A 23,601-nucleotide genomic window follows, 5' to 3' on the forward strand; every position below is an offset into this window, starting at 1 on the left:
CACCTGCAGCTACCGCCCTGCATCGTTCTCAGCTGGGTTCGCTTCCGCAGTCTCCGCGCCGTCCTGTGACGAGAGAGCGACCGAGGCGATCTCCGGTGGCTGAACGGTCTCGGGCTCGAACTCGCGCAGTTGTGGTGGACGAGGCGTCCACCCCTTGATGTGCTGGACCACGTCGCTGTAGAAGTCGTCGACCACGTCGACAACCGAGTCGATGAAACTCCCCCTTCCGCGCGCCTTCTTCGTGCCCAACGGGACGATCATCGTGACCTGGAACTTCTTGATCTCTTTCTTGGGGTCGGCAATGAGGGTGGATGGGTCCTCCCTGGCCTTACCCAGCAACTCTGCCGTACCGGGTCCGCGCGCATTGGCCACGAACGCCTCGATACGCGTGCCCTCGGGCGCGTGCTTCAGTTGGCGAATCAACCAACTAACGCGCGTCGTTGCGCGGCTGGATTTGGGCGCCTCCACCTCAACCTGGCACGTGACCTGGGACGCCCTGAGGTCGGCCGTCACGTGTATCGGAGCCACAGTGTCCGGGATACGGATCGCACCAGTCATCCGGCCGTCGGCCACCAAGCTGGCCAGGACTGCCTGCGCGCGGAGAGACGGATCAGCGGCCTCCTTTCTGCTACGAACCTGGATGACGTCGGTCCCGAGCTGTCTTCCGAGGCGCAGGGTGACAAAACGGAGCAGGCCGTCGAATCGCGCAACTACCTCAGCGGCACCGGGATCACCGGGGCGCAGGGTCCCCGAGGCGACAGCGTTACGAACGCTCACCCAATGGGCGCCCATATCCTCCAACTCCATAGCGCCGGACCTGGGGTGCTCGAGATAACGGATCAGCTCACCGAGGATCCAGGCCTGCTCGGGATCCGACACACCTCGGTGCTCCTTCTGCAGGACTGCGGTGGAGAGCACGAGAGTCCAGGACCAGTGGTGCAGAGCTACTTTGCGGATCTTGCGTTTGTCGACCCTGGTCGGATGCTCACCGAGCATCGGTGGGATCTCGTTGCTGATGGTGATGAGTGCGTCGAAGCCCTGGGACCTCGCGACGTCCAGGTACGTCTCGAGTTGCCCGGTTTCGAGGACATTCCGGCCGGTCTTGACCTCCACCAGAGCGGTCCACGTCAGCTTGCCCCGTCGGATCCGTATCAGACCATCGGGAAAGCACTTCTTCTCGCCCTGTTCGAAGGGGACCTCGATGTAGGTCTCGATGGCGCCCGCAGGCGCCCCGAGAGGTTTCAGCAGGGCACGGCCGAACTCCTTGACCACTGACATGACAGCCAGAAGCGCTGAGGTCGCCCGACGTTCCTGCTCCTCAGCGCCTGAAATTCCAGACGTGGGGATCAGTCGGGCTTCGTGCCAGGACTCCACTTGCTCGGTCATAGGTGCTCCCGTCGCGGCGTGCCGCACGTCGTCACCGCCCGCTGACAACGGGGGGAGACGGAGGCGCGTTCATGTCTCAGCGTGCAACACCGGCATCACGAGCGCGCCGGTACAACCCGAATTCGTCTGGGCAATTGCGTCACAGGTCCGTGGAGAATCGGACCGAGTGGGCGAGAATGGCTGTGCGCCAAAGCAGGTCATGCCACACTGCAAAGAGCGACGAGCGTCGCAGATCGGGACTCCCGTGAGCTCCGATTCGGCGCCCGACAGTTTCGGCCGTATCCCCTCCCCCTCCCCCGACTCGGCTTCCCTCCCCGAGTATCGGCTCGAGGCCTTCGCCACCGTGATGATCGCCGCTGCGACACGCCGTGCCGGCCACGACCGAGACCCCCAACTTCTCCGACGAGAGGACCAGATCATGACAGGACAACTGGACGGCAAGGTCGCCTTCATCACCGGAGCGGCACGAGGACAGGGACGCAGCCACGCGGTACGTCTCGCCGAGGACGGCGCCGACATCATCGCCGTCGACATCTGTGCACCGATCGCCTCACTCGAAGGGTTCTACGACCTGCCCACGCAGGAGGACCTCGAGGAAACCGTGCGCCTGGTCGAGGCACAGGGGCGCCGCATCGTCGCGCGGGTCGCCGACGTGCGGGACCTACCGGCGCTCACCGATGCAGTGTCCGCCGGGGTCGCCGAGCTGGGCAGCGTCGACATCATCGTGGCCAACGCCGGCATCTTCACCTTCGGGCAGGAGACCCACAAGATCGAGCAGCAGTCCTGGAACGATATCCAGGACATCAACCTCACCGGTGTCTGGCACACCTACGCGGCGGCGGCCGAACATCTGCTCGCCGCCGGACCGGGCGGATCCGTCATCATCATCTCCTCGCTCGCGGGTTTCAAGGGGTTGGCGAACGTCGCCGCGTACACCGCCGCCAAGCACGGGATCGTCGGGCTGATGAAGGTCCTGGCCAACGAGCTCGGCCCGCACGGCATCAGGGTCAACACCATCCACCCCAACTCCATCGACACCCCGATGGTGAAGAACGCCAAGACGTTCGGGCTCTTCCGGCCGGACCTCGACGACCCGCAGGCCGAAGACGCCCACGACGCCTTCGCCGGCCTCAACCCCATGGGCAAGGCCTGGATCGAGTCGATCCACGTCTCCAACGCCGTCGCCTGGCTGGCCTCGGACCAGGCTTACTACGTCTCGGGCGGGGAGATCCCGGTGGACGGCGGCGCCTCGGTCCACTGACCGCTCCGAGAACCGTTGCTCCTCACCACCCGTCGGCGAGGGGCCGCGGACGGACCGCTCACCGGGGGTAGACGAAGCCGCGCCGCACGCGCGCCCCGCTCGGGGGCGTCGACGCCTCCCCCATGTCCGAGGTCAGCACCCGCAGCTCGAGGTCCCCCGAACGGCAGATCACCGTTCGACCACGACGTCCGTAGAGGCTGGTGACCACCTCGACGGGCAACACGCCGTCGCCGGTGGGCTGGTCCACGAGTTCCACGCCGTCGGGCGGGAGCGCGAGGTGCGCGGGGCCGTCAACGGCCCCGGACTGGAACTCCAGCACGTCGCGGTCGACCACGACCCTGCCGTCGTCCGATCGGAACCGGCCGTCGCCCATGCTGCCGGCCACACACGTCGCGTCGTGCAGGAACCGCGCCACGAACTCGCTGTTCGGCGCGGAGTCGAGTTCCGCGGGCGTCCCCGCCTGCACGAGACGACCCCTGTTGAGCACCGCGACCTGATCGCCGATTGCCAACGCCTCGTCACGATCGTGCGTCACGTGCACCATCGTGAGCTGATGTTCCGCGGCGAGCCTGCGCAGCATCAACCGCAGGCTCGCCCGCAACGGCTCATCGAGGGCGGAGAGCGCCTCGTCCAGCAGCAGCACGGCGGGCCTGGCGACGAGTGCCCGGGCCAGGGCGACCCGCTGTCGCTGACCGCCCGAGAGGGTGTCCGGCGCGCGGCCGGCCAGGTCCCGCAGTTCGACGGTGTCGAGCACCTCCGCCACGCGCGTCTCACGATCCGTCCGATTCCACCGGGCGCGCCTTAGCGGATAGGCCACGTTTTCGGCGACGCTCATATGCGGCCACACCGCGTGGTGCTGGAAGACCATGCCCAGTCCCCGGCGCTCGGGCGGCACCATGACCCCGTCGCCCACCAGCACGTGGTCCCCGACCCGGATGGTGCCGGAGTCGGGTGTGACGAACCCCGCCACCGATCGCAGGAACGTCGACTTGCCGGAGCCGGACGGGCCCACGAGGGCCAGGATCCGGCCGGCGTCCACCCGGAGGTCCACCGACTCGAGGGCTCGTGTGGAGCCGAAGCGTACACCCACCGCTGTGGCATCGAGTTCAGACATTCAGCTTCCCTGTCTCCGAGTCGGACCTGGTTAACCTGGACCCGAACAGTGCCAGCACCACCAACCCCACCAGCATGAGGATCACCGAGAGCGCGGATGAGGCGTTGACGTCGCCCGCCCTCTGGTATTGAAAGATCACCACGCCGAGGGTCTGCGTCCCCGGCGAGACGAGCAGAACAGACAACGTCAGCTCGCGCACGGCGGTGACGGCCACCATGATCGCGCCGATCCCCGCGGCAGGCAACGCCAGACGCACGCTCGTGTCGAGGTGCGCCCGGAACGGGCCCGCACCGCCGATCCTGGCGGCCTCCTCCATCGAGGAGTGCATCCCGGCCAGTGGACCGCGCACCGTCTGGACGACGATCGCCGCGAACGCGGTGACGTAGGCGCCGAGGATCACCCAGCCCGTGTTGTACAGCCCGGTGTACCGGCCCAGGATGAGCCACCCGGTGGCGATGACCAGTCCGGGGACGGCCTGCGGGAGCAGCACCGTCAACAGCATCGGCTCCCGGTCGGCCCGGGCGAGGCGGGTGGTGAACAGGCCCACCGCCAGACCGAGGATCCCGCAGATCACCCCGGCCCCGATCGAGAGGACCACCGAGTTGGTGGCGCCGTTGATCGTCTGGGCGGAGGTGAGCACACGCTGGTAGTTGCCCAGCGTCATGGTCTCGAGGGTCAACGGCACCCCGGGAGCCGGCAGGAGGGACCTGACGGCGAGCCCGGCCAGCGGGGCCACGGTGGTGACGAGGCCGAACGCCCAGGCCGCGGTCGAGACGCCGGCCCGCGACCGCCCGAGCGACATGGGTTCGAACTCCCGACCGGACCCACCGAATTCCACGACACGCTTCGACATCCGTCGATCGAGGACCGTGCCGAGCACGCCGAGCACCAGCAGGATGATGCCGATCTGTGAGACCACTTGGAGTGGCGAGTCCACGGTCCCGGACTCGAGGTACCGGTAGACCATCGTCGACAGTGTGTCGAGACCGCCCGGGACACCCACGATGATCGGGATGCCGAAGTCGCCGATGCTGCTGACGAACGTCAGCGTGAACGCCGCCGCGATGGCCGGCCGGATGAGCGGGAGGGTCACATCCAGCTGGGTCCGCAGTGGTGTGGCACCGCCCATCCGTGCGGCCTCGACCAGATCCGCGGGGATCCTGCGCAACGCGGCGGCCACCACGAAGTAGGCGACGGGATAGCTGTGCAACGTCAGGAGGAACGCCACGCCCGAGAACCCGTAGAAGTCCCAGGGCGCGAACCCCAGCGTGCGGTCGATGAGCCCGCCCCGGGTGACCAGGCCCGTCCAGGCGATCGCTCCGATGAACGGCGGGACGAACAGCGGGGTGAGCAACAGCAGCTTCAGTGGCCCGCGCCCCGCCAGGTCGGTCCGGTCGAGCAGGAACGCCATCACGGTGCCGATCACGACCGCCCCGACCGCCGCCGCGAGCGAGGTGGTCAGGCTGTTCACCGCGGCCTGCACGATGCCACCGTCGAGGAGAAGCGGCAGGTGGTTGGCCCCGAACGCCAGCGAGACGACGAGAGCCAGGGGCAGGACCGCGATCCCGAGGAGCGAAGACCAGAGGACGATCCGGATCGGCAGGGTCACGGGAGCACTCGAGGTAGGGGGCGGGGTCGGTGGCGGACGCGTGGCGTCAGCGGATCGCCTCGGTGAACGCCGACACGGCGGCGGCCTGGTTCCGGGCGATCGCCTGGAGGTTCTGGTCGAACAGCGCGATCTGGTCCAGGGACGGGGCGTTCTCCGGGGTACCCACGTCGTCGCGGACCGGCAGGTAGTTCTGCTCGACGGCGATCTCCTGACCGCGGGTGGAGACGATGAAGTCGAGGAACAGCTCGGCCGCCTCCGGGTCGCGGGCGTCGGCGAACACCGCACCCGGCTGTGTGATGTAGGGGACCCCCTCCTCGGGGTAGCTGACGCCGATCGGCGACCCCGCCGCGGCGAGGTCGCGCACGAGGTAGTCCACCACGATCCCGATCGGCCGCGATCCCTCGGCGACGGCCTGTGCCACCGGGCCGTTCGACTCGGCGACCTGAGGGGCGTTCGCTCCCAACTCCTCGATCCACTCCGGTCCGAGGTCCGGGTTCAGGCTCCACGCCGAGGCGTTGAACGCGGCGGCACCGGAGATGTCCGGATTGGGCAGGATGACCTGTCCGGAGTAGTCCGGCTCGGCCAGCTCGGCCCACGAGGTCGGCGGCTCGTCGACGTCGTTCGTGTTGTAGGCGATCACCGTGGGGATGATCCGCGTCCCCACGTAGTAGCCGTCCGGGTCCACCGCGACCTCGAGCAGTGCGTCGGGGTCGCTCGGGGTGAACTCCCGGAACAGGTCCTGATCCTTGTAGCCCTCGAACGTCGGGACGTCGGCCGCGAGCAGCACATCGGCACCGATCTCTCCCGTGGCCTGCTCCGCTGCGATGCGGGCGCGCAGATCACCCGTCCCGGCGCGGAACACCTCGACCGTGATGTCGGGCTGCTCCTCGTTGAACGCGGAGATGATCTCGTCGATCTTGGCCTGGGGTTCGGAGGTGTACAGGGTGACGGTGCCGGTGACCCCGTCCCCGCTCGCCGTGGCCTCGCCACCGTCGCCCGGCTCGGCGCACGCCGTGAGCGTGAGGGCGCCGGCCGCCGCGAGAGCGGCTGCCCGGGCGAGGAAACGCGTTCCGATTCGAGCGGTGGTCGTCATTGTGTTGTGATCTCCTCAGATGCCGAGTGGGCCACGGTGATCCGTGACAGTCCACCGTGACATCTCAGGATTCTGCCCCAGTTCCTTTCGCCTGAACGCCAGATGAACAACGCCGGAGGACCCGGCGGCGGGTCGCCCGACGGGCCGGCGATGGCGTGCTGAGTAGATGCACGGGGGCTGCCCTTTTTGAACCTGCCGCAAGTAGACCGGAACAGGACTAGATTAATTTCCGTTGATCGCAACCGCGATCGACCCACTCCTCCCAAGCGAGGTACCCAGAATGTCCACGTCCACCGCCTCCCAGCCCACAGCCGGCCAGACCACCGCCTCCCAGGTCGCCAAGAGCGTCCGTCTCGCGCTGCTGACCGGCGGCCTCCTCGCCATCGGTTTCGGCATCGCCGTCCTGGTCTGGCCGGCGAAGACCGCCGTCGCCATCACCGGTGTGCTCGCCTTCTACGCCATCGTCGGGGGAATCGTGTACGCCTCGGTCGGCCTGCTCGCCAAGGACCACACGACGGGCAGCCGGGTCGGTCACGTCCTGCTCGGCCTGCTGTGGGTCATCGCCGGCGTCTTCGCGTTTGTCTCGCTGCAGGAGTCCGCGGCCTTCCTCGCCGTCTTCATCACCGTGATGATCGGCGTCATGTGGATCGTCGAGGGCTTCACCGCCCTGTTCACTCTCGGCGAGTCCGGAGCGAAGGGCGTGACGATCTTCTTCGCGATCATCTCGGTCCTCGCGGGCGTCTCCCTGGTGAGCACCCCACTGTGGGGCGCCGGCTTCCTGTGGTGGCTGCTCGGCATCTCGCTCGTCGTGCTCGGGGCGCTCAACGTGTTCCGCGCGCTGTCCCATGGGGGATCTCGCTGAGCCCACGCATCAGCGCGTTGACGGGGGCCGCGGACCACATGGGGTCCGCGGGCCTCGTCGTCGTCGCTCTCACCCGGTCCTGCCCGACGCCCCTCGCCGGGGTGTCGGGCTCGGGGCGCCCGGGGACGGGGGTCCTCGGGGTGCACCAGATCACGGCGAGCCCGGTGACCACGTAGACCACCTGCAGGACGTGGAAGCCACGGATCGAGGCGATCTCCGCGACGATCCACACCACCATGATCCACCCGGACAGGATGCTGGCCGCCTGTCATCCGGCGCTCCGCTTGAGCATCACCGTCGCCGCGACCAGGGCGCTGCCCCCACGATCGCGAGCAGGATCACGCCGGCGAAGTAGACGGTGGGGAAGTCGGTGTGCTCGACCCACGACGGCTCGTCGGGGATCACGCCGGTAATGAGCGCGAGCCCACCGCCGACCGCGGTGACGCCGTTGAAGATCAACAACCCGAGCAGGACTCTGGAGACTGCGTTCATGCGCGCCCATCCTGTGGGCTCGCGGGTCACGAATACAGGGACTTCTTGCTGGTCTCCGGCGCCAGGACGAGCGCGATGATGGTCAGCACGGACAGGCCCACCAGGTAATACCCGACGTAGGCCACCGAGAAGTTCTGCACCAGCCACACCGCGACGAACGGGGTCAGCGCGGCGCCGAGGATGGCCGAGAAGTTGTACGCGACCCCCGAGCCGGTGTAGCGGGTGTTGGTGGGGAACAGCTCCGGGAGCACGGCCGACATCGGCCCGAAGGTCAGGCCCATGAGCATCATCCCCACGCAGAGGAAGAGCAGCATCCGGGTCACGTCGAGGTCGTCGCCGGTACCGATCGCCTCCGGGTCGAGCCACCAGCCGAAGCTGAGCCCGAAGGCGACGATGGCGAGGGTCACGCCGATGAGCATGCGCCGCCGACCCAGCGCGTCGGCCAGGAGCCCCGCCACCGGCACGAACACGGCGAACAGGACGATCGCGAGCACCTGCAGGGTGAGGAACGGCCGGTACCCGTACCCCAGCCCGCCGGTGCCCTCCCCGCCGATCGCGAAGGACAGGATCCACGTGGTCATCAGGTAGAACAGACCGTAGGTGGCCAGCATGATGAAGGTGCCGAGGATGATCTCCCGCCAGCTCTTGCGGAAGACCTCCGACACCGGCGTCTTGACCCGCTGGTCGTCCGCGATGGCCCGGGCGAAGACCGGCGTCTCCTCGATGCGCAGCCGGACGTAGAGGCCGACGGCCACCATGACGATCGACAGCAGGAACGGCAGGCGCCAGCCCCACACCAGGAATGGATCCGTCAGGTCACTGGCCGTGGAGTCGTAGGCGAACCAGGTGGTCAACACAAGGAACAGTCCGTTGGCCAGGATGAATCCGAACGGCGCACCCAGCTGCGGCCACATCGCGGCGAAGGCCCGCTTGCCGGGTTGCGCGGTCTCGGAGGCCAGGAGCGCGGCGCCCGACCACTCGCCGCCCAGTCCGATGCCCTGGAAGAAACGCAGGATGGTGAGCATAGCCGGGGCCCACAACCCGATCTGGTGGATGGTCGGCAGCAGGCCGATGAGGAAGGTCGCGATCCCCATGGTGAGCAAGGCCCCCACGAGCGTGACCTTGCGCCCCAGCCGGTCCCCGTAGTGGCCGAAGATCACCGAGCCCAGCGGTCGGGCGACGAACGCGGTCCCGAAGGTCGCCATGGAGGCGAGCAGAGCGGCGCCCGAGTCGCCGCCGTGGAAGAAGAGCAGGGGGAATACCGAGACCGCGGCGGTGGCGAAGATGTAGAAGTCGTAGAACTCGATGGTCGTGCCGATGAGCGAGGCGAAGATGATCCGGCGCCGGGGAACCGTCCCGGTCGGGTCGGACGGGTCGGACGGGTCGGACGGGTCGGACGGTGCCGACGACAAGCCGGTCGCGTCGGTCCGGCCGGCCGTATCCGCCGCCGTATCGGCGGGGCCGCTGCTGTTCTCGGGGTGGGGTGAGGCGATCACCGGGGCATCGTACAGAAACCGGGCCCGGCGTCACCCCCACCGCGGTGGGCGTACGACGATGACGGGTGCACACGCGTGCTACAAGTGAACAACACGTCAGGACGGGTCCACCACATGACATCAGACTCCGGGTCGGCGCCGGTCGACCTCTACCCCACCCTGGATCTCGAGCAGCTGGCCTCACTCGGGAGCGGTGCCTCGTTCTGGCGCACCGAGGAGCTGCCCGGGGTGCCCGCGCTCGTCCTCACCGACGGGCCACACGGGGTGCGGTTCCAGTCCGGCGCGACGGACCATCTCGGGCTGGCCGCGAGCGACCCGGCCACGTGCTTCCCCCCGGCGTCGGGGCTGGCGCAGAGCTGGGATCCCGGCCTGGCCCGCCGGATCGGGGCCGCGCTCGCCGCCGAGGCGCGGGCCGCCGGAGTGGGGGTCCTGCTCGGTCCGGGGATCAACCTCAAGCGCGACCCCCGGGCCGGTCGGAACTTCGAGTACTTCAGCGAGGACCCGCACCTCACGGGAGTGATGGCCGCGCAGCTGGTCGCAGGCCTCCAGGCGGGCGGCGTCGGGGCGTCGGTCAAGCACTTCGCCGCGAACAACTCGGAACACGATCGCATGCGGGCGAGCTCCGACGTCGACCCCCGGCCGTTGCGCGAGCTCTACCTCCGCGCCTTCGAACGTGTGGTGCGGGACTCCCGCCCCTGGACCGTGATGACGGCGTACAACAAGATCAACGGTGTGTACGCCTCGGAGAACCGGTGGCTGCTCACCGACCTCCTGCGCGACGAATGGGGGTTCGACGGGGCCGTCATCAGCGACTGGGGCGCCGTGGCGGACCGGGTGGCGTCCGTTCGTGCAGGACTCGACCTGCAGATGCCCGGGCCCGCCGATCTCGACGACGCCGACGTGGTCCGCGCCGCCCGGCGGGGCGACCTCGACCGGGCCCATGTCCGGCGGGCCGCGAACGCCGTGGCGCGCCTGACGACCCGGGCCCGCGACGGACGGCATGCCTCGCAGGGTCGCGGGGGACAGCCGGTGGAGGTGGACCTCGACGCCCACCACGAGCTCGCCCGGGAGGCGGCGGAGGCTTCGATCGTGCTGCTGGCCAACGACGGCGACCTGCTCCCCCTCTCCCCGGGCACCGGCGTCGCGGTGATCGGCGCGTTCGCCCGCGAGCCGCGCATCCAGGGCGGTGGGAGCTCCCACGTCTCGCCCACCCGGGTCGACGTGCCCCTGACGGAGATCCGCCGGATCGGCGGGGACGACCGCGTCACCTACGCGGCGGGGTTCGGGGGGGATGACGACGACGCCGGCCGCCTCCTCGCCGAGGCCGTCGCTGTGGCATCCGAGGCGGAGGCGGCTGTCCTCATGCTCGGACTGACCGACGACCAGGAGTCGGAGGGGGTGGACCGCCAGCACATCGAGTTGCCCGGTGACCAACTGCGGCTCCTCGAGGCGGTCGCGGCGGTGCAGGACCGGATCGTGGTGATCCTGTCCTCCGGGTCCGTGCTGGACCTGACCCCTGTGGTTCCCCACGCCACGGCGATCCTCTCCGGTGCGCTGCTGGGCCAGGGCGGGGGCAGGGCGCTCGCGAGAGTGCTCTACGGCCAGGCCACCCCGTCCGGGCGCCTGGCCGAGACGATCCCGCTCCGAATCGAGGACGCTCCCAGCTGGGACAACTTCCCGGCCGAGGACTCGCATGTGCGGTACGGGGAGGGCATCTTCGTCGGCTACCGCGGGTACGACCACAGGCGACGGGAGGTGCGGTTCCCCTTCGGCCACGGACTGTCCTACACGCGATTCGACTACCGGTCCCTGACGGTCGTCGCCCGGGACGGGGGACAGCGAGTCGAGGAGTGGACGGCACGGGTGAAGGTCCACAACACCGGGCGGGTCCGGGGCCGCGAGATCGTCCAGATCTACTCCTCGCTCCCGGCGTCGGTGCGCAGGCGGGCGCCGCGGGAGCTCGTGGGGTTCGGGCACATCGATCTCGATCCCGGGCAGATCGGGGTCCTGGAGGTGGTGGTCGAACGACGGGACCTAGCGTACTGGGACGAGCCGGCCGGGAGGTGGCTGGTAGAGGGCGGCGAGTACGTCTTCGCGGCCGCCGCGTCCAGCAGGGCCATCCGCATCGAGGTCACCGTGGTGGTCGATGGCGATCCACGCCCGGTCCGGATCGACCTCGAGTCCACCATCTCCGAGGCGATGGCGGACCCCGACGCACGGCTGGTCCTCGATGAGGTGTTCCGCCCGTTCGCCGCGAACGCCGGCGGGGCGAGCGGCGGTGCGAGCGCGCCAGTGGGGGCCTCTATCGAGGACCTGGTGGGGTCCATCCCCGTGGGTCGAATGCTCTCCGGTTTCCTGGGCCTGGATCGGGAGGCCGTCGCGCGCGTCGCCGAGCAACTCAGCCGCATCCCGCGCTGACGTAGGCCAGCAGGCTTGCCGCGGCGAGGGCGGACGGGGAGTCCCTGCCGTCTACGACCCCGCTTCCCTCTGGCGGTTGTCGTCTCGACGCCTGTAATGCACGAACACGGTCCCGCTGCCGAAGACGCGGTGCTCGACGAGCTCCAGGTCGAGATCGGCGCCGGGCGGCAGCGCGCGCAGACCCCCACCCACGACCCTGGGGACGACGAAGAACCGGAAGTCGTCGACCATCCCGGCGCTGATCGCCTCGCTCGCGGTCGTGGGCCCGAAGACTTCGACCTCACCCGCCGCACCATCGACGATCTCCCGGAGTCGGCCGAGGTCGAGACGCGGCAGCAGGATGTCCCGGGTGGACAACAGATCCGCCTCGGTCAGGGTCTCCGACACGGCGATGTGTGTGAGGTCCTGCCACCGACGGGCGAACTCGTGCTCGTCCGGGCCCCAGGAACCATCCTCGGGTTCGGCCTGCCAGTAGGTCATCAACTGGTAGGTGTTCCGTCCCAGGACCTCGTGCGATACCGATCCCATCCGTTCCACGTGAAACCGGAACACATCCCCGCCCGGCGCGGTCCAGGCGAAGTCTCCGTTCGCATCGGCGGCGTATCCGTCGAGCGAGATCGTCGCCGTGTAGCTCAGAGATCCCATGGTCACTCTCCGCGGATCGGGTCACGGACGATCTGGCACCTCATGACGATCCGGGGATAGCCCCCCGCCACCGACGTCGTATCGGCGACCTTGACGAATCCCGCCTCCTCGAAGAGTGCGCGGAAGCCGACGAACGCCATGGTCAGGTTGACCTTCTCCGCACCGTTGTCCACGGGCACCGCCTCGACGGCGGGTGCGCCGTGGCCACGCGCGAACTCGACCGCACCCTCGACCAACTCCCGCGCGATCCCCCGGCCCCGGTACCCGGGGCGGACCCGGATGCAGAAGATCGACCACACCGGTTGGGTGTCGACGGTCGGCACCACCCGGGATCGCGCGATCGGCAGGTCGCGGCGCGGCGCGACTCCCGCCCACCCCACGGGTTCGGATTCGAGGTAGGCGAGCACACCCGGTGCGACCTCCTGTGAGCACAGGTCGCGCACGTACTCGCCTCGTGCGGGACCCACCAGGGAGGTGTTGGTCCCGGAGTCCAGACGGTGGCTCAGGCACCAGCACACCGTGGCATCCGGGTTCTTCTTCGGCCCCAGGAGAACCGCCACATCGTCGAACCGTTCCGCCGGGCGCACCTCGATCATCGCCCCGCCCCCACTGCAGAAGATGTCATAGGGTCCATCCTTGTCCCAGGTGCCTGGCGCTCCGGCGGGCTGGGATGCCGGTGCTCGGTCGTCGGATCTGACACTAGTACCTGATTACAGAGCGCCGACAGGATTCGCTCGGCCGAGCGCGACCGGCGCGCATCAACTCCCGGAACGGGACGCGTCCGGACCCCGCCGCCCCAGGGCCGTGTACAGCGCCACCCACTGCGGCGCGGTGAGGTCCCTGGGCAGGGCGCCGGGAGCCACGCCGGCCCGGGCGACGGCGCCGCGGACCGCCGGTCGTCGCGGCGCCGGCACCACCGAGGCCAGGATCGCGGTGAGGCCGCGGCCACGGCCGGTGAAGACGGCGTGGACGAACCTGCGGTATGCGGCCCGGTCGCGGTCCGGCAGGAGAGGTCGGGACCTCCGGGTCAGCACGAGCACCGCCCCGTCGACGGTGGGTTCCGGCTGGAATGCCCGGCGGGGCACTCGGCGATGCAGGGTGAAGTCGATCCACGGCCACCACTGGGCGGTCATCATGGTCGCTCCCCCGACCCCCGCGCGCCGGCGGGCGACCTCCCACTGGACCAGCAGGACGGCGGTCGTCGTCGTCGAGGAGTGGAGCACCTTACGCAGGATCGCGGTGGTGAGGTGGAACGGGAGATTGCCCACCACCACATGCGGCGTGGTGGGTAGCGGCCACCGCACGATATCCGCGTGGACCAGATCCACGTCGGCGGTGAGCGAACGCCGCAGGTGCTCGACCCTTCGGGAGTCGATCTCCACGGCGGTCAGTGGACGCCCCAGTGTCTGCAACGGTGTGGTCAGTGCACCCCGGCCGGGTCCGATCTCGATGATCGGCCCGGAGGTGTCGTCGACGATGTCGATGATGGCGTCGACGACGGTGGTGTCGGTGAGGAAGTTCTGGCCGTACTCATGACGGCCGCCCCGATAGGTGGGCATGTGTGGACGCTCCGGAACGAGAAGATGTCCGGGCATGCGAAAGCGCCGCCCGGCTGGACCGCGGAGCGGCGGAAGCGTCCTACAGGAGGGAATCCGCCGCTAGAAGCGACGGTCCCGAATCAATGTGGTGAAACACGTCATGACGGCCAGTGTCGCCGACCGCCCGCGATCGCCGGTCGAAACTATACCAACCGTACGGTACAGTTACGGTATGCAATCCGCTCCCGTCTCGACGACTCCGGACACCGCTCTGCCCCCCTGGCAACGCTGGACCGTACTCGGCATCGTCTCTTCTGCCCTGCTGCTGATCGCCCTGGACAACACGATCCTCTACACGGCACTACCGACGCTGACCCGGGAGCTGGGAGCGAGTAGCTCTCAACAGCTGTGGGTGATCAACTCATACCCCCTACTGATGGCCGGGCTCCTGCTGGGCTCGGGCGCGCTGGGAGACCGCGTAGGACACAAGCGGATCTTCCAGGTGGGCCTGCTCGTCTTCGGCGCGGCGTCGCTCGTGGCCGCCTTCGCACCGACGGCGGGGGTCCTGATCCTCGCCCGCGCCCTACTGGGCGTGGGTGCGGCGGCCATGATGCCCGCGACACTCGCACTCATCCGCCTCAGCTTCTCGGACGAGCGGGAGCGCAACCTCGCCATCGGCGTCTGGGCCGCGATCGCGACCGTGGGCATGGCCCTGGGGCCCATCGTGTCCGGCGTTCTGCTGGAGCACTTCTGGTGGGGGTCGGTGTTCCTCCTCAACGTCCCCATCGTCCTGCTCGCCAGCGCACTGATGCTCGTGGTCGGGCCACCCAACCTCACCAACCCCGCCCGACGCTGGGACGCCCTCTCCTCCGCGCAGGCCCTGGTCGGCATGGCCGCGGCGGTCCTGGCCGTCAAGACCTGGGCGGAGGCGGACGCGAACCGGACCCTGGCGACAGCGGCCACGGTGGTCGCCGTCGTCACCCTCACCGTCTTCGCCAGGCGGCAACGGCGACTGGCCACCCACACCGAGCCACTGGTGGACTTCACCATCTTCCGCAACCGAGGCTTCAGCGGCGGCGTGGTGGCCGCGGGGGTCAGTGTGTTCGCGATAGTCGGGCTGCAGCTGGTCATCACGCAGCGCTATCAACTCGTCGAGGGGTTCAGCCCCCTCCAGAGCGGCCTCGTGGTCAGCGTCCTGGCGGTGGCCTCACTCCCCTTCGCGCTCTTCGGCGGTGCTGTGCTGCACCGGGTCGGCCTGCTGGTGCTCATCGGCGGCGGGATCACCGCATCGGCCGTGGGTTCGGTCATCACCGTCATCGCGGCCGCGCAGGACTCGCTGACGCTCCTGGTGCTCGGCATGATCGTCGTCGGCGCCGGACTCGGTGCCTCGATGTCGGTGGCCTCCACCGCCATCATGGGCAACGTGCCCCCGCGCCGCGCGGGCATGGCCGCCTCCCTGGAGGAGGTGTCCTACGAGTTCGGCGGGCTCGTCGGCGTGGCCACCATGGGCTCGCTGCTGACCCTGGTCTACGCGCGGGCGATCGAGCTGCCGGCGGGCGCGGAGGGCTGGGCGGGCCAGGCGCCCGCTGCGGCGCTGGCATCACAGGATGCACAGATCGTGGCGGCGGCCGCCGAGTCGTTCGACACGGCGTTCCTGTCCGTGCTGACGGCGGTGGCGGCCGTGATGGTGATCGGCGCCGTGGTGTCCGCGGTGTTGCTGCGGGGCTACACCCCGGGCACGCCCTCGCAGCTCTACCCGAACAACCACTGAACGGCCCCACGGCATCCACCGGCCACCCACGCACCACGACCCGGGAGCAGGTCCCATGCGACAGTCGAAACGCGACACCATCCTCGACGCGGCCAAGCGCCTCATCCAGCGCGAGGGTGTGACCGCCCTGACATTCGAGTCCCTCGCGACGGAGTCCGGCCTCACGAAAGGCGGCCTGCTCTATCACTTCCCCTCGCGCGACGACCTCCTCCGCGGACTGCACGCCCACGTGGCCGGGCGGTGGGAACAGTGCATGGAGTCCGAGGCCGGGGGACCGGCCGGAGAGGTCGACGACGACGCCCGGTTCGCCGCCTTCGTCCGCTCCTCGCAGTTCCCCGACCGCGCGGAACTACTACTGATGTTGGAGGCGGTGGAGAACCCCGCCACCAACGCGGTGTGGGAGGACGTCTACCGCCGGTGGGTCCCGGACACCCCCGCGGCCGTGGACGACGACGTGATGACCTTCATCGCCCGGCTCGCCGCGGACGGGCTGTGGCTGTACGAGTCGTTGGAATCGCAGAAGCTCGACCCGGCTGTGCGGGAACGCGTGGTCGAGGAGATCATCAGGCTCGCGGAGTGAGACCCGGCCGCTGGGCGAAGGGCACACGCCGGGCCCCGATCGTCAGCGTTCATCAGCGGTGCCGAGCTCCCTGGTCGACACGAAGGTCATCAGGTCCAGCAGTCGCGCGGTGAGGGCGACGCCGTCGGGTGTCAGCGAGTACTCGACGTGCGGCGGCACGACCGGCCTAGCCTCCCGATGGACGTACCCGTCCGCCTCGAGTGCGCGGAGGGTCTGCGACAGCATCTTGTCCGTGATCCCGGAGGCACGGTGGCGCAGTTCGTTCCAGCGCAGCGGTTCGCCGTCGGACAGCGCCGCCAGCAGCAATGGCGCCCATCTACTGGTCACCCGGCTCAGCGCTGCCCGCGTCGGGCAGTTCTCGGTGTAGACGCCCTCCCCGAAGACCGACGCCAGGCGGACCGGCCCCTCACTCACTCTCATGCCAGTACCTTACTTGAAAGTGGGTACCCGACATCGGAAACAGTATGGCGTCGCCGTCGGTTGTCAGTGGGTGTCAGTGGGTCTCAGCTCATTGACGCCCGTCGGTCCCCGGACCGAAGAGCCCATACCCAGTACCCCCAGGAGAAGACCCATGACCTACCTCGTGACCGGCGCCGCCGGGAAGCTCGGAGCCCACGTCGTCGACGCGTTGCTCGACCGGGGGGTGGCTCCCGGAGACATCGTCGCCACCGCCCGCGACACCGACCGGCTGAGCGCCGTGGCAGCACGCGGGGTGGGGGCCCGCCGTCTCGACTACGACGACGCGACCTCGGTGGACGCCGCGCTGGAGGGTGTCGACCGGGTGCTCCTGGTGTCGTCCAGCATGGTCGGCAAGCGGGTCGCCCAGCATCGCACCGTGATCGAGTCCGCGGCCCGGCACGGAGTCGAGCTCCTGGCCTACACCAGCATCCTCCGGGCCGACTCCAGCTCGCTGAGCCTCGCGACGGAACACCTGCAGACCGAGCACATCCTCGCCGAGGCGGGGGTGCCCCACGTCCTGCTGCGCAACGGCTGGTACCTCGAGAACTACACCGACCAGGCCCGCACGCAGGTGGCGCAGGGCGTGTTCGGCGCCGCCGGGTCGGGGCGGATCAGCGCCGCGGCCCGCGCCGACTACGCCGAGGCCGCCGCGGTCGCGCTGCTCGCCGACGACAGCGCGGGAACGGTCCACGAGCTCGCGGGCGACTCCGCCTTCACGATGGCCGACTACGCCACGGCCCTGTCCGAGCAGGCCGGGCGAGATGTGGCCTACACCGACCTGACGCGGGACGAGTACGCCGCCGTCCTGGTCTCCGCCGGCGTGCCGGCCCCGTTCGCCGAGACACTCGCCGACACCGACCGTGGCGTCGCGGCCGGGGAGCTCTACGACGACTCCCGCACCCTCAGCACACTGATCGGCCGGCCCACCACGACACTTGTCGAGGCCGTCGAGGCCGCGCTGGCCTGACCTCGCGGTCGTCTGCGTCCCCGGGGCCGGGGGAAGACCTACCCGGCGGCCGGCTCGAACAGGTGCTGCCCGAGGTACGTCTGCCCGTCCCGCAGCCCCGGGGGGATCGCGAACACAGAGCTCGTGAGGTGCTGCAGGTACTCGGTGAGCAGGTCGAACTGCATGCGGGCGAGCAGTGGGGTGAAGTGCCGACGCGGGTCGCGGACGAAGGCGATGAAGAACAGGCCGGCGTCCAGGCGACCCAACTCGTCGGAGCCGTCGGTGTAGTTGTACCCGCGCCGGAGCATGTGCACTCCTGCGTTCCGGGTGGGGTGCATCAGCGCCACGTGGCTGGCCTCGGGGATAGCGGGGGAGCCGCCCGCCGATCGCACGGTGAAGTCGGGGGCGCTGGACTCGTCGCCTCCGGACAACGGCGCCCCGGAGATCTTGTCCCGGCCCACCGCGTTCTCCTGGTCTCGCAAGGGGAGTTCGTCCCAGACCTCCATGGTCATACGGATCTTCCGGGCGCAGAAGTAGGTCCCGCCGGCCATCCAGTCCGCGGCGTCGTCGTCCTGCCCCACCCAGACGAAGTCGCGCAGCAGCTGGTCCTGGTCCCCGCGCAGCGACGCGGTTCCGTCCTTGAAGCCGAAGAGGTTTCGCGGAGTGACCTGGCCCGCCCCGGTGGACGAGGTCCGACCGTATCCGAGCTGGGTCCAGCGGACGGTGGCCCAGCCGAACGCGATCCGTGTGAGGTTGTGGATCGCGTGCAGCGCCACCAGCGGGTCCTCGGCGCAGGCCTGGACCACGAGGTCGCCCCCGCTGCGGGCGGCGTCGATCTTCTCCGCCGCCATGCGCGGGATGTCCTCGGCCAGCGGCGCGGGCAGCCGGTCGGCCAGACCGAAGCGGTCGCGCCCCTGCGCGTCCCGGAACAGGGTCTTGCCGAAGCCGATGGTGATGGTCAGCCCGGAGGCGCCGAGGTCGAACGCCTCGCCGGTGTCGTCGGGGGGCGCCGACTTGGACACCCGCATCGAGTCGACGGGCAACCCGGCGGTGAGGTTCTCGGCAGCGCGGGTCCACGCGGTGAGCAGGTCGATCACCGAGTCCCTGTCGCGCGCCGTCACATCGAACGCGGTGAGGTGCATCTGCTGCTGGGCGGGGGTGGTGACACCCTGCTGGTGGTCGCCACGGAAGGGGTAGGTCAGCTCGCCTGCGGCCGCGGCTCCGCTCAACGTCATCCAGGCCCTCCTGGTGAGCATCGGCAACGTGGTGATCGGTGTCCAGACGGTCAACCCGGTCTTTTTCTTGGCGACGAGCGTCGCCATCGGACTCGTCTACCTGTCGATCATCTACGCGCTGGCGGTGTCGTTCGGCTACATCGGCAAGGGCATCGCCGTCTTGCTGGTGATCATGCAGATCCCCGGCGCCTCCGGCATCTACCCCATCGAGATGATGCCGGACTTCTTCCGGTCGCTGTTTCCGTTCTTCCCCTTCACCTACGGCATCGACGCGCTGCGCGAGACCATCGGTGGGTTCTACGGTCTCAACTATCTCCGCTATATGGCCGTGCTCGCGCTCTTCGCCGCACTGTCCTTCGCCGTCGGGATCTTCCTGCGCCAACGCCTGGGGAACTTCTCCCGGTTGTTCAACAGCAAGGTGGCCGAGACGGGCCTGTTCCTGAGCGAGGACGTCCAGATCCTGGGCTCGCGGCGGCGTCTCACCCAGCTCGTCCAGGCGCTGACCGACCGGGAGAAGTTCCGTGCGGACAACGCCCGTCGACGGCGGTGGCTCGACCTGAACCACAGAACACTGCAGTGGGCGGCACTGAGCGCCGGAGTGCTCGGAACCATGGTGCTGTTCGTCGTGGGAAGCGTCTTCCCCGATGCGAAGGCCAGCGTTCTCGGACTGTGGGGGCTGCTGCTGTTGATCGTCATGGCCGCGATGGTGACGGTCGAGTACATCAACCAGAGCGTCACGTACGGCTCCGAGGTCGTCGATCTTCCCGACGATGCTCTGAAGCAGGCACTGGCGGAGGAAGAAGTCGCGATCCGGTCTGATGCCCGGCTCGATCAGCTCGAGAAGCAGGGGCAGAACGCGTGAACAACATCGTCGCTCTGATCCGTCATGACTTCCGCCAGGCCACCCGCAACGTGATCTCGGGGATCGTCCTGGTGGGTGTCATTCTCATCCCCTCCTTCTTCGCATGGTTCAACGTGCTCTCGAGCTGGAACCCGTTCGACAATGTCGACAACCTCAAAGTCGCAGTGGCCAGCGCCGATGAGGGCTACGAGAGCGCCCTGTTCCCGATGCGGATGAACGTCGGCGATCAGGTGATCTCCCAGTTGCGGGCCAACAGCGACATCGACTGGCAGTTCGTGTCCCAGGACGACGCCATCGAGGGCACCAGGTCCGAGGAGTACTACGCGGCGATCGTCCTGCCGCCCGACTTCAGCCAGAAGATGATGACCTTCCTCTCCCCCGACGCCACACCGGTCGAGATCGACCTCTACGTCAACGAGAAGAAGAACGCGCTCTCGCCACTGATCACCGGCGAGGCCGCCACAGCCGTCTCGACCCAGATCGATACGGGCTTCACGCAGACCCTCGACGAGGTCGGCCTGGCATTGGTCTCGTCGCTGGCCACGTACCTCGACGACTCCGAGACGCGAGACACCCTCGATCGCCTCGAGTCGGCGGTCGGCCAGATCGCGGTACAGCTGAACTCCGCGGCCGGCACTGCCGACGTCTTCGCGGTGGTGCTCTCCTCCGGGGAGTCCATGCTGTCGAGCGCCGGATCACTCGCCTCGTCGTCCTCGGATGCGGTCAGGGACACCGCGGGCGCGATCGGCCAGGGTGCCGATGCCGCACGCTCATCCCGAGAGGTACTCACGTCGGCCGCGGAGCGGCTGTCCTCGGCCTTCGCGGTGAGTGCTGCCAGCTACGAGACCCTGCGCACCGAGGTGGACCGCCTCCTCGGTGAGTCCCCCACGGCGCAGCAACCCCGACTCGCTCTCTCGCGGTCCTCCGAGATGGTCGATCAGCAGATCGCGGCATACACGCAGCTACGCGACGAGTTGAGGGGCCAGGCGTCCGCTTCGGGCCTCGACCCCCTGACCCGGGAAGCGGCGAGTCTGCTGGCGGACCGCATCGACGCGGTGGTCGACCGCCAGGAGGCGCTCCAGCAGCGCCTCGACGAGGCCGCGTCGCCGGCGATCCAGGGAACGGTGGACCGTGCGGCGACGCGCAGCGCGATCCTGCAGGAGGTGCAGGCCGCACAGGACGCGATCGCCGCGGCCCGCACCCAGTACGCCACCAGTGTGCGGCCGCAGCTCGACCGACTCGCCGCCGACCTGGCCTCGATGCAGGGCAACGTCGCCGGGATCGGTCGGGATCTCAGCGCCGCACAGCAGTCGCTTGCTGCCGGATCGACCTCGTTGAGCACCGGACTGGCGGACGGTGAGACCGCGGTCCGGATGCTGGCGAACGACCTCCGCGACTCCGCTGACACCTTCGCCGCGCTCGAGTCCGCCCTCCGAGGCGCTGCGGACACGGGCGATCTGAGCGAGGTCCGGGAGATCATCGGCTCGAATCCGGCGACGTTCGCCGCCGAGCTCGCGTCCCCGGTCAAGCTCAGGACGATCCCGGTGTTCCAGGTCGACAACTTCGGCTCCCAGATGGCGCCGCTGTACTCGGTGCTCGGACTCTGGGTGGGTGCACTGTTGCTCGCGGTGCTCATCCGTACGGAGATCGACGAGGAGTCCCTACCTTCGCTGACGCGCCCGCTCACGCCGTGGCAGGAGTACTTCGGCCATTACGCGATCTTCGGTGGGCTCGCACTCATGCAGGCCACGATCCTCTTCGCCGGCCTCATAGGCTTCGTGGGGGTCCGCCCCGCCCACCCGTTGCTGCTCTTGCTCGCCGGGTGGGTGATGTCCTTCGTCTTCTCGCTGATCACCTACACACTCGTCTTGGCGTTCGGCGAGGCGGGCAAGGCGATCGGAGTCCTCCTGCTGGTCATACAGATCTCCGCGGGCGGAGGTGCGTACCCGTTAGCGGTCCTTCCCCAGTGGTTCCAGAACATCAGTCCCTTCATTCCCGTGTCTCATGCCACGACAGCGGTGCGCGCGGCGATCGCCGGAACCTACGACGGCGACTACTGGAAGGCCCTGGGATGGCTGCTCCTGTTCACTCTGCCGGTCTTGTTCATCGGTCTGGTGCTGCGCCCGGCGGTCAGGAAATTCAACGACGACCTGAACTCGTCGCTGCAGTCGACCAAACTCATGAGCGTCTGACCGCGTGGGACCGTCTGTGAGGCGTGGAGTCGGCGGGCGGTGAGTAGAGTGTCGGCTGACACGGGGTGCCCGTCACGGGCTGAGATCACACCCGAGCGAACCTGATAGAGTTCGAACTCGCGTAGGGATGTCGTCGGTGCGTCTACCGGCTGCTCTGACTCGTGCGGTGGTCCACCCTCCACGACAAGCGCCGGGAGAACGATGACCACGCCGCACGATGCGCCACAGGATTCCCGCCACGACACGGCCCCCGGGCGGCACACCCGGAGGATCCGGTTCAACGCCTTCGCCATCAACGGCGTAGGCCATCAGCTTCCGGGGATCTGGCGGCACCCCGCCGACCGCTCCCGGGACTATCGCGACCTCACGCACTGGACCCGTCTCGCCCGACTCCTGGAGGACGGGTTGTTCGACGGCATCTTCCTCGCGGACGCACTCGGGCCCTACGACGTCTACGGCGGTAGTGCCGATGCGGCCCTGCGGACTGCGGCGAAGATCCCGATGAACGACCCGATGATGCTGGTGAGTGCCATGGCGGCGGTCACTGAGCATCTCGGGTTCGGCGTCACGGCGAGCACCTCGGCGGAGCACCCGTACACCTTCGCCCGGCGGATGTCGACGCTGGATCACCTCACCCGGGGCCGGGTGGGATGGAACGTGGTCACGGGGTATCTCAGGAGCGCGGCGCGGAATCTGGGCCAGAACGACCAGCTCTCCCACGACGAGCTTTACGACCGGGCGGACGAGTACCTGGAGGTGCTCTACAAGCAGTGGGAGGGATCCTGGGAGGACGACGCGGTGGTGCTCGACGCGGAGCATGACACGTTCGTCGACCCGGCCAAGGTGCACCCGATCGACCATCACGGGAGGTACTTCACGGTTCCCGGGATCCACCTGGCGGAGCCCTCTCCCCAGCGGACCCCGGTCATCTATCAGGCCGGTGCCTCCGAGCGGGGTGTCCGCTTCGCCACGGAGAACGCGGAGGCGATCTTCGTGGCATCCCCGACTCTCGCCCAGACCCGTGAACAGGTCGCTCGGATCCGCGAGGGCTTGGAGGCGGCGGGGCGGGGCCGGGACGCCGCGCGCGTCTATGCGCTGCTCACGATCGTCGTCGACCAGACCGACGCGGCGGCCACCGAGAAGTATCGCGACATCTTCTCCTACGCCTCCGAGACGGGGAACCTGGTACTCAACTCCGGTTGGTCCGGAATCGACCTCTCCCGGGAGGATCTCGACGCGCCGCTGGACCCGGTCGCCACCGATGCCATCCAGACCTCGGTGTCGAGCCTGTCGGGCGCCGCGGACACCGATGGGCGCTGGACGTTGCGCGACAGCGCCCGGTTCAATGCGACGGGCGGCCCCGTGGTGGTGGGTTCGGGGGACACCGTGGCCGACGCCCTGGAGCACTTCATGGCGGAGACGGACGTCGACGGCTTCAACCTGGCCTACGCGCTCAATCCCGGGACCTGGGAGGACGTCATCGAGTTCCTCGTCCCTGTGCTCCAGCACCGCGGACTGTATCCGCGGGCCGCGGAGCGCGGCACCCTCCGCGCCCGGATGTTCGGCGACGGCGACCTGCTGCCCGAGTCACACCGTGGGGCGGCCTTTCGTCGCCGGTGACGCGGCGGGCGGGGCGCAACCG

21 protein-coding genes and 1 riboswitch are annotated in these 23,601 nt (G+C 68.9%); of the genes, 9 read left to right on the forward strand and 12 right to left on the reverse strand.

What is annotated here, in order from left to right; genetic code table 11:
- Positions 1-9: 9 nt before the first annotated feature.
- Entirely contained in the window at positions 10-1,386 is a 1,377-nt protein-coding gene (locus CEY15_RS11380; protein ID WP_217987101.1) for a hypothetical protein, read from the reverse strand.
- A 418-nt stretch (positions 1,387-1,804) separates the two neighbouring features.
- Between CEY15_RS11380 and CEY15_RS11385 the strand changes: the two genes are divergently transcribed.
- Positions 1,805-2,647, forward strand: coding sequence for a mycofactocin-coupled SDR family oxidoreductase (locus CEY15_RS11385; protein WP_095718577.1), 843 nt, complete (start codon positions 1,805-1,807; stop codon positions 2,645-2,647).
- Between the two features lie 58 nt (positions 2,648-2,705).
- Here the strand turns inward: CEY15_RS11385 and CEY15_RS11390 are convergent, their stop codons facing one another.
- From CEY15_RS11390 to CEY15_RS11400, 3 genes are read right to left on the reverse strand one after another with little or no spacing between them, the layout of a single operon-like run.
- Positions 2,706-3,761: an ABC transporter ATP-binding protein gene (locus CEY15_RS11390; RefSeq protein WP_095718543.1), complete on the reverse strand. Its 1,056-nt coding sequence runs from the start codon at positions 3,759-3,761 to the stop codon at positions 2,706-2,708.
- Positions 3,754-5,370 carry an ABC transporter permease gene (locus CEY15_RS11395; protein ID WP_095718544.1) on the reverse strand — a complete coding sequence of 539 codons (1,617 nt, stop codon included), beginning with the start codon at positions 5,368-5,370 and terminating at the stop codon, positions 3,754-3,756. Before CEY15_RS11395 ends, CEY15_RS11390 begins: the two co-directional genes overlap by 8 nt.
- Before the next feature lie 46 nt (positions 5,371-5,416).
- The gene (locus CEY15_RS11400) at positions 5,417-6,463 is read right to left on the reverse strand and encodes an ABC transporter substrate-binding protein (protein ID WP_095718545.1); all 1,047 of its coding nucleotides are present in this window, start codon (positions 6,461-6,463) and stop codon (positions 5,417-5,419) included.
- A 280-nt stretch (positions 6,464-6,743) separates the two neighbouring features.
- Between CEY15_RS11400 and CEY15_RS11405 the strand changes: the two genes are divergently transcribed.
- Entirely contained in the window at positions 6,744-7,325 is a 582-nt protein-coding gene (locus tag CEY15_RS11405; RefSeq protein ID WP_095718546.1) for an HdeD family acid-resistance protein, read from the forward strand.
- On the opposite strand, the gene CEY15_RS18160 is transcribed toward CEY15_RS11405, so the two are convergent.
- Genes CEY15_RS18160 through CEY15_RS11415 form a run of 3 tightly spaced genes read right to left on the reverse strand, consistent with a single transcriptional unit; the run spans position 7,285 to position 9,229 of the window.
- Positions 7,285-7,563 (reverse strand): hypothetical protein, encoded by a 279-nt coding sequence (locus tag CEY15_RS18160; RefSeq protein WP_141244253.1) that lies wholly within the window; start codon positions 7,561-7,563, stop codon positions 7,285-7,287. The genes CEY15_RS11405 and CEY15_RS18160 overlap by 41 nt on opposite strands.
- 53 nt (positions 7,564-7,616) lie before the next feature.
- Complete coding sequence (locus CEY15_RS11410) at positions 7,617-7,817, reverse strand: hypothetical protein (protein ID WP_095718547.1); 201 nt, start codon at positions 7,815-7,817, stop codon at positions 7,617-7,619.
- 26 nt (positions 7,818-7,843) lie between these two features.
- The gene (locus CEY15_RS11415; protein WP_095718578.1) at positions 7,844-9,229 is read right to left on the reverse strand and encodes an MFS transporter; all 1,386 of its coding nucleotides are present in this window, start codon (positions 9,227-9,229) and stop codon (positions 7,844-7,846) included.
- Positions 9,230-9,427: 198 nt separating this feature from the next.
- Between CEY15_RS11415 and CEY15_RS11420 the strand changes: the two genes are divergently transcribed.
- Entirely contained in the window at positions 9,428-11,731 is a 2,304-nt protein-coding gene (locus CEY15_RS11420) for a glycoside hydrolase family 3 protein (RefSeq protein WP_095718548.1), read from the forward strand.
- A 51-nt stretch (positions 11,732-11,782) separates the two neighbouring features.
- Here the strand turns inward: CEY15_RS11420 and CEY15_RS11425 are convergent, their stop codons facing one another.
- The 3 genes from CEY15_RS11425 to erm form a co-directional block, all read right to left on the reverse strand.
- The gene (locus CEY15_RS11425; protein WP_095718549.1) at positions 11,783-12,376 is read right to left on the reverse strand and encodes a dihydrofolate reductase family protein; all 594 of its coding nucleotides are present in this window, start codon (positions 12,374-12,376) and stop codon (positions 11,783-11,785) included.
- 2 nt (positions 12,377-12,378) lie between these two features.
- Positions 12,379-12,972, reverse strand: coding sequence for a GNAT family N-acetyltransferase (locus CEY15_RS11430; RefSeq protein ID WP_095718550.1), 594 nt, complete (start codon positions 12,970-12,972; stop codon positions 12,379-12,381).
- Positions 12,973-13,134: 162 nt separating this feature from the next.
- Positions 13,135-13,935, reverse strand: a complete 801-nt coding sequence (gene erm / locus CEY15_RS11435) for a 23S ribosomal RNA methyltransferase Erm (protein WP_095718551.1) — start codon at positions 13,933-13,935, stop codon at positions 13,135-13,137.
- A gap of 211 nt (positions 13,936-14,146) precedes the next feature.
- On the opposite strand from erm, the gene CEY15_RS11440 reads away from it, so the two are divergent.
- Positions 14,147-15,685 carry an MFS transporter gene (locus CEY15_RS11440; protein WP_095718552.1) on the forward strand — a complete coding sequence of 513 codons (1,539 nt, stop codon included), beginning with the start codon at positions 14,147-14,149 and terminating at the stop codon, positions 15,683-15,685.
- A 55-nt stretch (positions 15,686-15,740) separates the two neighbouring features.
- Positions 15,741-16,265, forward strand: a complete 525-nt coding sequence (locus tag CEY15_RS11445; protein ID WP_095718553.1) for a TetR/AcrR family transcriptional regulator — start codon at positions 15,741-15,743, stop codon at positions 16,263-16,265.
- A gap of 42 nt (positions 16,266-16,307) precedes the next feature.
- On the opposite strand, the gene CEY15_RS11450 is transcribed toward CEY15_RS11445, so the two are convergent.
- On the reverse strand, positions 16,308-16,685 hold the full coding sequence (locus CEY15_RS11450; protein ID WP_095718554.1) for a winged helix-turn-helix transcriptional regulator: 378 nt from the start codon (positions 16,683-16,685) through the stop codon (positions 16,308-16,310).
- A 151-nt stretch (positions 16,686-16,836) separates the two neighbouring features.
- Between CEY15_RS11450 and CEY15_RS11455 the strand changes: the two genes are divergently transcribed.
- Positions 16,837-17,691 carry an NmrA family NAD(P)-binding protein gene (locus CEY15_RS11455; RefSeq protein WP_095718555.1) on the forward strand — a complete coding sequence of 285 codons (855 nt, stop codon included), beginning with the start codon at positions 16,837-16,839 and terminating at the stop codon, positions 17,689-17,691.
- A 38-nt stretch (positions 17,692-17,729) separates the two neighbouring features.
- On the opposite strand, the gene CEY15_RS11460 is transcribed toward CEY15_RS11455, so the two are convergent.
- Entirely contained in the window at positions 17,730-18,905 is a 1,176-nt protein-coding gene (locus CEY15_RS11460; protein WP_245847572.1) for a Dyp-type peroxidase, read from the reverse strand.
- A gap of 13 nt (positions 18,906-18,918) precedes the next feature.
- Between CEY15_RS11460 and CEY15_RS11465 the strand changes: the two genes are divergently transcribed.
- From CEY15_RS11465 to CEY15_RS11475, 3 genes are all read left to right on the forward strand, one after another.
- Positions 18,919-19,767: a hypothetical protein gene (locus tag CEY15_RS11465; RefSeq protein ID WP_095718557.1), complete on the forward strand. Its 849-nt coding sequence runs from the start codon at positions 18,919-18,921 to the stop codon at positions 19,765-19,767.
- Entirely contained in the window at positions 19,764-21,959 is a 2,196-nt protein-coding gene (locus CEY15_RS11470; RefSeq protein ID WP_095718558.1) for a YhgE/Pip domain-containing protein, read from the forward strand. Before CEY15_RS11465 ends, CEY15_RS11470 begins: the two co-directional genes overlap by 4 nt.
- Before the next feature lie 51 nt (positions 21,960-22,010).
- A riboswitch (TPP riboswitch) is annotated at positions 22,011-22,104 on the forward strand.
- A 56-nt stretch (positions 22,105-22,160) separates the two neighbouring features.
- On the forward strand, positions 22,161-23,579 hold the full coding sequence (locus CEY15_RS11475) for an LLM class flavin-dependent oxidoreductase (RefSeq protein ID WP_095718559.1): 1,419 nt from the start codon (positions 22,161-22,163) through the stop codon (positions 23,577-23,579).
- Positions 23,580-23,601 lie beyond the last annotated feature (22 nt).

The sequence above is a fragment of the Dietzia natronolimnaea genome (genome assembly GCF_002289575.1).
In the GTDB taxonomy this organism is placed as follows: Bacteria; Actinomycetota; Actinomycetes; order Mycobacteriales; family Mycobacteriaceae; genus Dietzia; species Dietzia natronolimnaea_A.